The 12,857-nt window shown below is 52.2% G+C and carries 11 protein-coding genes and 1 tRNA gene; 2 read left to right on the forward strand and 10 right to left on the reverse strand.

Annotated elements, in window-relative coordinates; genetic code table 11:
- Positions 1–9 precede the first annotated feature (9 nt).
- From Kalk_RS16770 to Kalk_RS16790, 5 genes are all read right to left on the reverse strand, one after another.
- Positions 10–891: a DMT family transporter gene (locus tag Kalk_RS16770; protein WP_233716678.1), complete on the reverse strand. Its 882-nt coding sequence runs from the start codon at positions 889–891 to the stop codon at positions 10–12.
- 29 nt (positions 892–920) lie between these two features.
- A complete protein-coding gene (locus tag Kalk_RS16775) occupies positions 921–2,462 on the reverse strand; it encodes an ABC1 kinase family protein (RefSeq protein ID WP_158643549.1) in 1,542 nt (513 codons plus the stop codon).
- Positions 2,463–2,557: 95 nt separating this feature from the next.
- Positions 2,558–3,064, reverse strand: coding sequence for a ribbon-helix-helix protein, CopG family (locus tag Kalk_RS16780; RefSeq protein WP_101895353.1), 507 nt, complete (start codon positions 3,062–3,064; stop codon positions 2,558–2,560).
- A 495-nt stretch (positions 3,065–3,559) separates the two neighbouring features.
- Positions 3,560–4,621, reverse strand: coding sequence for an MBL fold metallo-hydrolase (locus Kalk_RS16785; RefSeq protein WP_101895354.1), 1,062 nt, complete (start codon positions 4,619–4,621; stop codon positions 3,560–3,562).
- Complete coding sequence (locus tag Kalk_RS16790; protein ID WP_101895355.1) at positions 4,621–5,601, reverse strand: fumarylacetoacetate hydrolase family protein; 981 nt, start codon at positions 5,599–5,601, stop codon at positions 4,621–4,623. The genes Kalk_RS16785 and Kalk_RS16790 overlap by 1 nt, the downstream gene beginning before the upstream one ends.
- A gap of 151 nt (positions 5,602–5,752) precedes the next feature.
- Here Kalk_RS16790 and Kalk_RS16795 point away from each other — a divergent pair, with 151 nt between their 5' ends.
- Complete coding sequence (locus Kalk_RS16795) at positions 5,753–6,595, forward strand: SDR family oxidoreductase (protein WP_101895356.1); 843 nt, start codon at positions 5,753–5,755, stop codon at positions 6,593–6,595.
- Between the two features lie 104 nt (positions 6,596–6,699).
- On the forward strand, positions 6,700–7,896 hold the full coding sequence (locus Kalk_RS16800) for a DEAD/DEAH box helicase (protein WP_101895357.1): 1,197 nt from the start codon (positions 6,700–6,702) through the stop codon (positions 7,894–7,896).
- Positions 7,897–7,981: 85 nt separating this feature from the next.
- Here the strand turns inward: Kalk_RS16800 and Kalk_RS16805 are convergent.
- From Kalk_RS16805 to rpsU, 5 genes are all read right to left on the reverse strand, one after another.
- Positions 7,982–8,058 (reverse strand) — tRNA-Ile (locus tag Kalk_RS16805).
- Between the two features lie 55 nt (positions 8,059–8,113).
- The gene (rpoD, locus tag Kalk_RS16810) at positions 8,114–9,973 is read right to left on the reverse strand and encodes an RNA polymerase sigma factor RpoD (RefSeq protein WP_101895358.1); all 1,860 of its coding nucleotides are present in this window, start codon (positions 9,971–9,973) and stop codon (positions 8,114–8,116) included.
- Positions 9,974–10,127: 154 nt separating this feature from the next.
- On the reverse strand, positions 10,128–12,035 hold the full coding sequence (gene dnaG, locus Kalk_RS16815; protein WP_101895359.1) for a DNA primase: 1,908 nt from the start codon (positions 12,033–12,035) through the stop codon (positions 10,128–10,130).
- 12 nt (positions 12,036–12,047) lie between these two features.
- Entirely contained in the window at positions 12,048–12,494 is a 447-nt protein-coding gene (locus Kalk_RS16820) for a GatB/YqeY domain-containing protein (RefSeq protein ID WP_199767945.1), read from the reverse strand.
- A 98-nt stretch (positions 12,495–12,592) separates the two neighbouring features.
- Positions 12,593–12,808, reverse strand: a complete 216-nt coding sequence (gene rpsU / locus Kalk_RS16825; protein ID WP_101895361.1) for a 30S ribosomal protein S21 — start codon at positions 12,806–12,808, stop codon at positions 12,593–12,595.
- Between the last annotated feature and the right edge of the window lie 49 nt (positions 12,809–12,857).

Genomic DNA, 12,857 nt, shown 5'->3' on the forward strand with positions numbered 1-12,857 from the left:
AATCACCGTTTAGCTGTGGGCAGCTGAGTTCTGTCGGGGTGTGCGCTGCAAATTGGCTGCCCACACCCCACCGCTCACCAGTACCAGACACACCAATAATGGGGTGCTCATGAGCTCGTTATAGAGCGCTATGGAAGAGAACCCTGCGATCAGTGGAACCAGTGCCATCATTGATCCCATGGTTGCAGGCCCAATCCGGCGCACCGCTTGTACGTAACACATCATTTGTACGATGGTGGCAAGAAACCCTTGATAAAAGCCTTGCAGGGCAATGTGCTGCCAGTGTTGTATGCTGATGTTTTTCTCCATGCTGAAAATATAAATTGGCAAGTAGACGCACGCAGTCACCATCGCCAGGCTAACGGTGGCCTGCCAAGGAGAGATTTGCCAATATTTTATCAGTACTGAAAAGGTTCCCCAGCATAGAGCTGCGCCCACAAACCAGAGTTGCCCTCCTTTCACTCCATCCTCAGTCAGTATGTCATACCAGAACAAACAGAAAATACCGACACTGATCAGGCTGATGCCAATCCACTTTATAGGGGTGAAGGATTCACTTTTGGAAAAATAACTGATCAGAGAAATAAATAGCGGCAGCAAACCAGGCAGTAAAATGGCAGCGTGGGAGGCGGGTGCCGTTTGAAACCCCTGGAATGCGCAAAGTGCGTAGCCAAGGCCACCAATTAACGCGGCAGCGATCAATCGGTAGTTGAGTAAGTTAAATGGATAGAGGAACAACCAAAAGGGAAGCAGCAGCACAGAACAGGTAAAGTAACGGATGGCTATCACGTCGGCAGGCAGCAGTGGTCCAATTCCACCAAAGCGGGATACTAAAATGAATCCGCTCCAAATCAGCACCGCTACGACTGCAAACAGATAGCCCTGTAACACGTTGTTTATCCGTTGTATGGCTTACCTGTTCAGAATACCTGGCTGAGAGCCGGCCCCACTAAATGGGGAAACAAGTAGGCATTCACATCAATTCTGGGTTTGTAGTGAACAAAAAGTCCACCCAGCGTGGTGAAAACTCTGGCCAACATAATAAACTCTGCAGGAAGTTTGTCCACCGGATCCGACTCGGCTTGCTCAAGCAGGCCTTTTGCCTGAGCCAGAATATCGCTGGAGCTTGGCCACTCCGGCTTATCGCTGCTCATTTCAAAAGCGGTGCGCTGGATCTGTGACAGCAGAGCATCAGCAAAGGCCAGCAAGGTATCGGGCTTGCCACTACGAGTTTCAAACCCCATGCCTTTCAGTTCGGTGGCCATGGTTTTGCGCTCACCCATCAGAGCTGCGCCCAATACCTTGGAATAACCATCGCGGAAGGTCTCGGAGAGCACCATGGTGCAGCCAAAATCCAGCAGTACCAGATCGTTTTCAGGGGTGACCAGCAAGTTGCCGGGGTGTGGGTCTGCCTGAAATATTCCTGCTTGCAGTACCTGACGCAGATACAAGTCCAGAAGTCTGCCCAGCAAGTCGGCAACGCCCTTATCGTCACCTTCCTGTTGGCGTTTATCCAGTTCTGCCATCAGTGGCGTGCCGATTACGAAGTTGCTCACCAACACACGCTTGCTGCAGTGGCTGTGCACAGGGCGCGGCACCTGAACCTGGCTCACATCCAGCAAAAACTCACCGACGGTCGCCATGGAGTTGGCTTCAAAGCGATAATCCAGTTCTTCACGAATAGTTCGTTCGATTTCGTTGGTAATAGTATCCAGATCGGTGGGCGGGAGCATGGATGCGATGCTGTTGGTGAACAGCTTCATCAAGGTCATATCCAGATCAATTACCTGCTCCAGGCCGGGGCGTTGAATTTTTACAGCCACATCCTGGCCGCTATGCAATCGGGCGCGATGCACCTGGCCAATGCTGGCTGCGGCAATGGGCGTGGGGTCAAACTCCTTAAACAGAGCTTCCAGCGAATCGCCCAATTCGCTCTCGATCACTTCGCGCACGGCATCGTATTCAATTGGCGATGCCTGGTCTTGCAGTACACGCAACTCCTCTACCCAGGGCTTGGGTAAAATATCGGCGCGCGCAGATAACAGTTGTCCTACTTTAAGGAATGCTCCGCCTTGATTCAGGGATACGTCACGAAACAATCGGGCGTTGCGGCGATGTAGTTTTGCCAGTGCTGCCGGGGTGTTTTTGCGAGAGATAAAGGCTGACTTTATACCCCACAGGCGGTAACTGCTGGTGATGCGGGTGAGCATCCAGCCGGTCTCCTTCATGCGCTTAACCCGGGCTGGCCACTGCGCCGCTTCAAGGGCTAGGGCATCGTAATCCTCTTTCGCCTGCTCGGCACTCACGCCGACTTTTTTAAGCGTTGAGAGCGCCTGCTCTGCCAATTCACGCCCCTGCCAAAGGGTTTGTTCCAATGCGGAAACGGATGCATTCATTACGTTCAGCCAGGCTTTCAGGCCTTCATTACGGTGGCCTGATTGCAGCGGGGTAGATGTATCCATATATGCTTCCTCGTGAGTCGTGTGCCGACGTGTCATTTTTTGTATTACAAACCAAGTTCTAAAAAAGCCGGCTTTGCCGGCATTAAGTGTTACTGCTAAAGCTGCTCGAGGCAGTCAGGGCATAGCCACACAGGTGGCATATCCTTGGCCTGCAGGGCGCTCAGACCCCGATAGGCGCGCTGACCTCGTTTCAATTCTTTATTGCATTCTACGCACAGACAGGCCTTGTTCACGACCACATCCTGCCAGGCATCCACGCTTTCCAGCAGTTCCTCAGCAGAGGCTTTTTTGGGGTCGCCTTCACCCCGGACACTGGCTGCAACGCGCCGGGCATCCCGGCTCACCTGCCCTACCAGGGCACTGGAATCCGCGACAATATGGTCAACCAATGTGAAGGTGTCTTCCAGCACATTACGGATCAGGTGTGACACAGACATGCGACGCTTTTCTGCCGCCTCTTTCAGTGTGGTCTCCAGATCCTCAGGGACTCGCGCCTGGACCACGCGGTCTTTACGTTCTTCGGCCGCAGCCGGTTTACGGCCACGACGACCGCCAAGCTTGCGGTTGGAATTGTCTGGTTTTTCAGGTGGTTTTGCAGGCAAAAGCGGCTCCAGAGCCAAAATCAATTAATGTAATACAAAATATAACGTTAGATATGATGTCGTCAACGACTTCTGTGTTACAGAACTTGTAGCCACTGCGCCTTCGGGGGATTCCAGTCGTTCAAGTTGCTCAGTTAAGATATTGAAAATTGAGGAAAAAAAGGTTCCGTAGCCGATTCCTGCTGCCACCACGATCAGGCATCCTGCGATCATCCAGTTTGCGAGGTTGTTCTTATAATGTTCCATTCTTTGGATTCCGCATAATGAATCAGCTTTAAAGGCAGAGCCGCCGCTATGGCAGCCCTGCCGGGGTGTTTACTGGGGTATGTTGGCAGTCAGGAATGTCTTCTGGAATCGCTGTCAATTGCCGCTCCGAAGCTTGAGATGTTGTAGTTGCTGGCACGATAGGGCCCGCGCACGAGCGGGATGCAGAATAAGCTCAGATCGACTTAGTGGTCTATGGGGTAATGTGGTTAAAGAGAGGGGTTGGCCGCGCTACCAGCCTAAAGTGGACTGCGCAACCACTGCCTGCTTTCGCAGGATGTCTAACGTGCCAAGTGGGTCCGGTAAGGTGGCCAGTTTGGCTCCCCACTGTCGGTAGAGTGCGTAAGCATTGGTAACTAAACGCTCAGCACAACTCCATTTGCAGTAGGGCGATTCTAAAAATTCACGGCTGCTTAAAACCAGGTTGGCTGCATCATGAGGAAGCCTGTCCTGTTGATAGAGCGCGTGGATTTTTTCGTGGACAAAATGCCAGTAATCAATGATGTGTTGAATATCGCGGCGCGAGGCCAACGGCCCATGACCGGGTACCATGATGCTAGCGTTCAAGGCCAGTAAGCGCTCTAAAGCGGCCACTAGGTTTTCGACCGGCCCGCTCCACATGACGGGTGTTGAGCCGATAAAAGCTATATCACCAGCGTATGCAACGCTTTCGTCGGGCACATACACAATGGCATCACCATTGGTGTGCCCCGGCCCCACTTCATACAACACAATATCCTTGCCGTTGATGCATAAAGTGTGTTCATGCTGAAAAGCCATGGTTGGATCGGTTATGTGCACCCCACCGAACTCATACGGGGCCAGCATGTCAGCCATGTAATGGGAAAAGCAATCTACGGATGCAAACGGAATATGTTTCATCGCTTTGCAGCCAAGCTTAAGTGCGCTCAGGGATCTCGGGTTCATGTGATGCATCTGGTCGATACAAGCTTGAGTCGCGATAATATTTTTATTGCTGAATAACTGATTGCCCCAGCAGTGGTCACCATCAGAGTGAGTATTGATCACTGTGTCGATTGGTGAGCATTCAATGACCGGTTGCATGCCTTTTAACATTTCGCGGGTGAAGTGAAGATCCCAACAGGTATCCACCAATACACTTTTGCCGCCGCAATCAATCAGCCCAATATTGGTTTCACCCCATGACCCATTGGGTACCATCCAGCCATAACAGTTTTCGCTTACTTGATACAGGCCTTCTCGGAATAGAACCGGTTCACCGTGACGTGTGAGTTGTCGACCGGTATCGATCAGTAATTTGGCTTCATTCATTAGGCTTTTCCGTCCTTGGTGGGGCTGTTGATGGTATTGCTTAGCGAGCCGACGCGCTCAATCCAAAGTTCAATGGTATCGCCAGGTTTGAGCCAATGATCATTCTCCATGGCGCAGCCATTGGGTAGTGTGCCTGTGGCGAAGACCTCACCCGGGTGAAGCCTTTCGTCTTTGGATGCATGTATCAGAATGTCGACAATGCTGTGCTGAAAATCCGCCGTAGTTGAATGGCTAACGGTATGGCCGTTGATTCTAACCTCGGCTTGCAGGTTGTTTACGCAAGGCAAGACTTCATCGGCGGTTACAACCGTATCGGACATAGCATTGATAAAATGCTTGGATTTTTGCGGTCCAAAGCCGCTGCGCATTTCTTCCAACTGCACATCTCGCGCACTGAAATCATTCAGCACCATAAAGCCGCCAATGGCATCCATAGCTTGCTCGGGTGTGGCATTAAATAGCGGTTTAACCAGTACGAACGCCAACTCCAATTCGTAATCCAGATAGCCAGTATAAGAGGGCCAATGGATGGGATGGCCTTCGGTCGCCATATTTAGATGATTGCTGAAATAATAGATAGGTTGACGATACCAGATGGCTTTCGGCTTCAGCGCAGGGAACGGGGCTTTGGTTACGCCTTCAAAGGCTTTTATGACGGGTAGTACTTTGGCCATGAAATGCTTAACAAACCCTCGTGCGGCATTCACCGCATGGGTTTCTGACAGCATGAAGTCTCGCAGCGAAAGTGGGATAAAAGGTAAGCAGGCTGGATAGTCGCTGGATATTTCGGCACCTGGTAAGTCGGCTGAAGCAAGGGCAGATTGAAATTTGGGCCTCCATTCGGGCCAATCTCTGAGCAGATCCAACAAAGTCGCCTGCCCCAAACAAAGGCCAGGAAGCAGATCTATGCGGTACCAGCGCTGATTGTGCTCAACAGCCAGATGGGCTTCATCGCCCAGTTTAATGCGTTTGAACTTCAATAGTGATGCTCCTGGACTCGGTTTATTGTTTTTATTGCGCTATCTTTCAGATAGATTAGAAAGGTTAATCTAACCGATTCAAACGGGTTATGAGAAGCCAAATCATACAATATGCTTGCTGCGTTCATAGCGACTAGAGGAATTCTACATCATGACCAACAAGGTAGCCGTGATCACCGGGGCTAACAGTGGTATCGGAAAAGAGACGGCAAAGGCCCTGGCGCAACAGGGGGTTGCTGTTGTGATGGGGTGCCGGGACGCAGACAGGGCGGAGACTGCACGGCAGGAGATCGCGGCTGAAAGCGATAATTCGAACGTGGTGGTGATCCCGTTGGATTTGGCATCGCTGCAATCAGTGCGCGATTTTGTTGCCGAGTTTGGGCGCCAGTACGATCACCTTGATCTGTTGATCAACAACGCGGGGCTGTTTCCCTTCAAAAAGCAAATAACCCAAGATGGCTATGAAACTCAATTTGGCGTGAATCATCTGGGGCACTTTCTGCTGACACACTTACTCATGCCACGGTTGCAGAAGGCAGAGCAGGCGCGGGTGATTAACGTTGCGTCTATGATCCATCACCTGGGTAAGATCGATTTCGACAGTTTTCGTGGCGAAACGCGTTATTCTCCCTTGGGCGCTTATGGGCAGTCAAAGTTGGCCAATGTGTTGTTCACCCGAGAGCTGGCCAAGCGCTGCAAAGGCACTAGTGTGACCGCCTACAGCTTGCACCCCGGCGCAGTGGGAACCAATATTGCCGGTCGAGGCCTTGTGCGCAGGACCCTGTACAAACTACTTGGCGGTTACCTGACACCTGCCCGTGGTGCTAAAACCAGTATCTACTTGGCGACCGCGCCCGGTATTGAATCCACCAGTGGCAGCTACTATGACGAGTATTGCAAAGTGAAACCAGGCTCAAAGCGTTCCCGCGATGCAGCGCTGGCGGAACGCCTGTGGCAAGTGAGCGCGCAGTTGTTAGGGTTGGATGCCGCCTGAATGCAACGCGTATGATGGGCCGTTAGGGTCGCTATTAAATCTTACCTGTGGCGCGGCTTCTGATAAAATGTGCGCCAAATAACCAATTCAGGAATTGAGTCTGCGTGACATCATTACACGACATACCACTTAATACACTGCTGCTCAGTGCCACAGACAAGCTAGGATACACTCAGGCAACCGATGTGCAGCAGGCCGCCATTCCACAAGCGTTGGAGGGCAAGGATTTGCTGGTGTCGGCTCAAACCGGTAGTGGTAAAACAGCCGCGTTCCTGCTGCCTGTGCTGCATAGACTGTTGGCCATTCAATCACCTTATAAGGTCTCCCGCGCCCTGATTTTGTTGCCGACTCGTGAATTGGCCATGCAAACCCAGGAGCATCTGCAGCAACTGGCATCTTTCACTCACATCAAGGCTGGCCTAATCATTGGTGGGGAGTCCTTTAAAGATCAGATTGCCGTTCTGGGTAAAAAGCCTGAAGTGATTATTGCCACGCCCGGTCGATTGGTAGAGCACATTCAGTCTGATTATGATTTAAGTAGTATTGAAATTTTGGTACTTGATGAAGCCGATCGAATGTTGCAGATGGGCTTTGCGGATGACATGAAATTAATCGCTGAACGCTGTAATTCAAAGCGTCAGAATCTGCTGTTCTCTGCCACACTTGATCATGAAAAGCTTGTTCGTATCAGTGAAGGTTTTAATGAGCCTGTCACGATTGAAGTTCACTCACAAAAGCAGGATCACGCTAACATTGTTCAACAGATGGTGTTGGCGGACGATCGAAAGCACAAAGAAAAGCTCACGTTCGCCCTGATCGAAGAAGAACAACCTGCCAAAGCATTTGTGTTCTGCAGCAACCGGGTGGAGTGCGAACAAGTCAGTAGTTTTCTGCGCTATAAAAAATTAAAAGTAAGTTATATCCATGGTGAGTTAAATCAAAGCCTGCGCAAAAAGGTGATGACAGAGTTGCGCCAGGATCGCATTCAGGTATTGGTGGCAACGGATCTTGCCGCTCGCGGGCTGGATATCGCCGGGGTAGATTTGGTGATTAATTTTTCTGTGGCCCGGTCGGGCGATGATTATGCACACCGAATAGGCCGTACTGGCAGGGCAGACAGTAATGGCAAGGCCGTTTCGCTGATATCGGCTTTGGAGTGGAATAAAATGTCCAGCATTGAGCGCTATTTGAAGGTCCGCTTGGAGCGCCGCGTGGTTAAAGAGTTGAAGGCAGAATATACGGGGCCCAAGAAATTGAAGAACTCCGGTAAAGCTGCAGGCAAGAAGAAAAAGAAAAAATAGATGGGCTACTGTTACTGGTGGCGGCGCAACGCCGTAATGTACGCGCAATAAAAAGCCCCGAAGCTTTGCAGCTCGGGGCCGGTATTGGTGGGCCTTCCCAGACTTGAACTGGGGACCTGCCGATTATGAGTCGGATGCTCTAACCAACTGAGCTAAAGGCCCGAAAAACTGGGCGCCATTATACGTATCAACGTTTAATGACGCCACATTTTTGCTTTTAGTTTTCGCTGTCCAGGAAGCTGCGCAAGTGTTCGGAGCGGCTGGGGTGCCGCAGTTTACGCAGTGCTTTGGCTTCGATCTGACGAATCCGTTCACGGGTTACATCAAACTGTTTGCCCACTTCTTCCAAAGTGTGGTCGGTGTTCATGTCGATGCCGAAGCGCATGCTCAGTACCTTGGCTTCACGGGCGGTGAGGCCGGCCAGTACTTCGCGGGTTGCTTCCTGCAGGCCTTCGATAGTTGCCGAATCCACTGGCGAATCAATGGTGGCATCCTCGATAAAGTCACCCAAATGCGAGTCTTCGTCATCACCGATGGGGGTTTCCATGGAGATAGGCTCTTTCGCGATTTTGAGAACTTTACGTACCTTGTCTTCCGGCATCTCCAGGCGCACACCTAATTCTTCAGGGGTGGGCTCGCGGCCCATTTCCTGCAGCATCTGGCGGGATACCCGGTTCAGCTTGTTGATGGTTTCGATCATGTGCACCGGAATACGAATGGTGCGAGCCTGGTCCGCAATGGAGCGGGTGATGGCCTGACGAATCCACCAGGTAGCATAGGTGGAGAACTTGTAACCACGACGGTATTCGAACTTGTCTACCGCTTTCATCAAGCCGATGTTGCCTTCCTGAATCAGATCGAGGAACTGCAATCCACGGTTGGTGTATTTTTTGGCTATGGAGATAACCAGACGCAGGTTGGCCTCTACCATTTCCTTCTTGGCGCGGCGAGCCTTGGCTTCACCGATAGACATGCGGCGATTGACTTCCTTGATCTCAGGAATGGTCAGGCCGATGTGCTCTTGAAGCTGTACCATACGGCGTTGCGCCCGCAGTACGTCAGGGCGCACATTGGCGAGCCCTTCGGAGTAGGCTTTGCCTGCAGCGATGTGAGGGTCGATCCACTCCAGGTCAACTTCATTGCCTGGGAAGCTTTTAATGAACTCTTTCCGTGGCATTTTGGCCAGACGGATACAGTTGTTCATGATAGTGCGTTCGGAGGCGCGGATGGCGACCAGAGTGTCACGAATTTCACTTTCAACCATGTCGAACAGACGGGGTACCAGTTTGAAGGTAACAAAATGGTCTGCCAGTTTGTTCAGGGCGGTTTCGGCGCGTTTGGACTCGCGGCCATGTTTGGCGATGGCGGCTTCCGCTTTTTTGTAAAGGGACTCCAGTTCACCAAACTGCTCTTTCGCTAGCTCCGGGTCGATCTCGTTGCTGACTTCATCTTCGTCATCATCATCGCTATCGTCGTCTTCGTCATCATCATCGCTGTCGCTGGCCGCTTCAGGCTTTTTGTCCTGGATGGGGGTAGGGGCGGCGATGTCGTCAACGTCAGAGATGAATCCAGACAGCACTTCAGACAGTCTGCCTTCTTCGTTCTCGGTAACGCGGCGATATTCAGACAGCACGGCATCAATACAGCCGGGCCAGTAGGCCAGGGCATGCATGACTTCTCGAATGCCTTCTTCGATACGCTTGGCGATCACGATTTCGCCTTCACGGGTCAGCAGTTCGACTGTGCCCATCTCACGCATGTACATGCGCACGGGGTCAGTGGTTCTGCCTGGCTCGCTTTCAACAGAGGCCAGCGCGGCGGCGGCTTCTTCAGCTGCGTCCTCGTCGGTGCTGTTGGCGTTGTCGTTGAGCAACAATTCATCGGTTTCCGGTGCCACTTCGTGGACTGGAATACCCATGTCGTTGATCATGCCGATGATATCTTCGATCTGATCTGGATCGGTGATGTCTGCCGGGAGGTGATCGTTCACCTCGGCGTAGGTCAGGAAGCCTTGCTCCTTTCCCTTGGTAATTAGTTGTTTTAGCTGGGACTTTTGCTGTGCGGTATTGGAGGTCATGAAATGCCCATTCCGTCAGGTGCGCGAAGAACGCGGCATTATACAGGGTAAGGGGTGCCGTTGCTACTGGCAGCCCAATGAGTTTGTCTGGACTTTGTACTAAGTAATGTAAGCTTACATTTCTGGTCTCTGTTTGGTATCTGCATTTTGATTGTTATTTGGACAGTTCCTTTTGTAAGTGTAGTAGCTCTTTGAATCTCGTCTTGTCTTTGACGCCTTCAGAGATGATTTGATCCAGATCTTGTTCTATTTTTTGTAAGTAAAGCCGTCGCAGAGCGTCGCTCAGTTCTGGGCTTTGCTCATCGTTGGGCAGCAGAAACTCGCGGGCTGCCAGTTTGAATATGGTGTCGCCGTCCTCTCGGTTCTGCCAGTGTCCCAGGATGGCTGCTGTGGAGGCATCTGGCTTTTTCTTAATAAATTCAAATAGTTCCAGCAGCATATCCATTCGAGGCAGGCTCAGCTTTTGCAGATCGTCCGGCAGGCTTACGGCAGCTGCTTGGCGTGGGGCGTTCAACAGCATGCGGATGGTGCTGTCTACCAGTGACAGCTCATCTTTGGGGCTGTTCCTTTTAATGGGGGTGCGCCGTTTTGGGGGGCGTTTACCCTTTTTGCCATTGCCTTTAAAGCCGCTTTTCTCAAATTCGCTGTCATCCGGATAGCCGTAGTGCTCCTGTTCAAAGGATTCGGCCGCGTAACCTGAATTGTATCCGGGGTCTTGCTCATAATATGGAGGTGGTTCCTTGGATTCCAACCCCCTGGCTTCAGGATGTTCACGGGGCGGGGCAGGGTCCAGTTGGATGTCGGCCAGCTCAGTGATTTCTCCGAGCCGTTTCAGCATAAGTTGCTGTAGAACGCCGCTTGGCAGTTGCTCCAGGTAAGGTTTGGCCAGGCTTGCCAGGCGAGCCCGGCCGTCCATGGTGCGGGTGTCTACTTCAGCGCCAAGGTGCTTGTAGAAGTATTCTGACAGGGTGTCGCATTCGTTCAGCAGGCCTTCAAAGTAGTCTGTCCCGTTTTTACGCACCAGGGTGTCTGGATCTTCTCCTTCCGGTAGCAGTAGAAACTTGATCTGACGCCCATCTTTGGCGGTTGGGAGCGCGTTTTCCAGTGCACGCCACGCTGCGCGGCGGCCAGCTTCGTCGCCGTCAAAGCAGAAGATCAGCTCGTCGCTGCTGCGGAACAGTTTTTCGATGTGGTCACGGCTGGTGGCGGTGCCCAGGGTTGCCACGGCGTAAGGGATGCCGAATTGGGCCAGGGCGATGACGTCCATGTACCCTTCTACAATGACAAAGCGGCGGATCTTGTTGCTGGCCAGCTTGGCTTCGTAGAGGCCATAGAGCTCTTTGCCTTTATGGAAGACAGGGGTTTCTGGCGAGTTCAGGTATTTGGGCTTGTCGTCGCCCATCACTCGGCCACCGAAGGCGATGACTCGGCCGCGACTGTCGCGGATAGGGAAGATGACCCGATCACGGAAGCGGTCGTAGCGGCGGCCCTGCTCGTTTTCGATCAGTAGGCCGGCTTTAATGAGATTTTTGACTTCGGCATCGCTGTTGCCCAATGCGCTGATCAGGTTGTCCCAGCCTTGAGGGGCATACCCCAGGCGAAACTGTTTTGCGGTCTGGCCGCTGAGTCCGCGGCCTTTGAAATAGCTGATCGGTCGATCTTTGGTTTTGGGGTTGCGCAGTTGCTGCTCGTAGAAGGCTGTGGCGGATTCCAATATTTTATAGAGTGGTTGGTAGTCTTCCCGAGGTTGGTTCTGGCCTTCCTCGCGAGGCACCTCTATGCCCAGGTTTCGAGCCAGGGTTTCCACGGCTTCCACAAACCCGAGCCGGGTGTAATCCATCAGGAAGCCGACGGCATTGCCGCTGGCACCGCAGCCAAAGCAGTAATAGAACTGCTTTTCCGGGCTGACGGTGAACGATGGGGTCTTTTCCTGATGGAACGGGCAGCAGGCCGAATAATTTTTGCCGGTGCGTTTCAGGTGCACGTAGCTGTCGATGAGTTCTACCAGATCGGTTCTGGATAGAACATCATCGATGAACGTTTCGGGGATGCGGCCGGCCATGGGGTAGGGTATTTATCCCAGCAGCTCTTTGACCTTTTTACTGACCGCGCCCATGTCTGCGCGGCCTTGAACTTGGGGTTTCACGATGGCCATCACCTGGCCCATGTCTTTCATGCCCTGGGCGCCGGTGTCGGCGATAGCGGCTTGAATTACGGAGGCTATTTCGGCTTCGTCCATGGCTTGGGGCAGAAAGTCTTTCAGCACGTCGATCTCGGCCAGCTCTATTTGCGCCAAATCGTCGCGCCCACCTTGGGTGAACTGCTCAACGGAGTCTTTGCGCTGCTTGACCATTTTGTCCAGGATGGCGAGCACGCGGGTGTCGTCCAGCTCAATGCGCTCATCCACTTCGATCTGCTTGAGTGCTGCGGTGGCCAGTCGCAGGGTAGACAGGCGTGATTTGTCTTTGGCGCGCATGGCTTCTTTTACGGCATCGTTCAGTTTGGCTTTGATCTCAGACATGATGATTCCCGTTTTGGTCTAATAAAATAAAACAACAATACGCCGGATCGGGTCAAGCCCGCCGGCGTTATGTGTAAGGTATTTGCAGCGTAAAGTGCTTAGAACAGGCGCTTGCGGCGGATCTGTTCGCGAGACACTTTTTTGGCGTGGCGCTTTACCGCGGCAGCTTGCTTACGCTTGCGAACCTGGGTGGGCTTTTCGTAGAACTCGCGACGGCGAACTTCTGCCAAGACACCCGCTTTTTCGCAGGAACGTTTGAAGCGACGCAGGGCTACGTCAAATGGCTCGTTTTCTTTAACCTTTACATTAGGCATTAACAAATCACCTTACTTGTGAACTTATGAATTCTATTGATGGTTTAAT

It is taken from the genome of Ketobacter alkanivorans (assembly GCF_002863865.1).
Classification (GTDB): Bacteria; Pseudomonadota; Gammaproteobacteria; order Pseudomonadales; family Ketobacteraceae; genus Ketobacter; species Ketobacter alkanivorans.

Bases quoted from the DNA above. Each gene is read 5' to 3' on its own strand.
- Kalk_RS16775 (WP_158643549.1), bottom strand. From the start codon at position 2,462: ATGGATACATCTACCCCGCTGCAATCAGGCCACCGTAATGAAGGCCTG.
- Kalk_RS16785 (WP_101895354.1), bottom strand. From the start codon at position 4,621: ATGAATGAAGCCAAATTACTGATCGATACCGGTCGACAACTCACACGT.
- Kalk_RS16795 (WP_101895356.1), top strand. From the start codon at position 5,753: ATGACCAACAAGGTAGCCGTGATCACCGGGGCTAACAGTGGTATCGGA.
- rpoD (WP_101895358.1), bottom strand. From the start codon at position 9,973: ATGACCTCCAATACCGCACAGCAAAAGTCCCAGCTAAAACAACTAATT.
- dnaG (WP_101895359.1), bottom strand. From the start codon at position 12,035: ATGGCCGGCCGCATCCCCGAAACGTTCATCGATGATGTTCTATCCAGA.
- Kalk_RS16820 (WP_199767945.1), bottom strand. From the start codon at position 12,494: ATGTCTGAGATCAAAGCCAAACTGAACGATGCCGTAAAAGAAGCCATG.
- rpsU (WP_101895361.1), bottom strand. From the start codon at position 12,808: ATGCCTAATGTAAAGGTTAAAGAAAACGAGCCATTTGACGTAGCCCTG.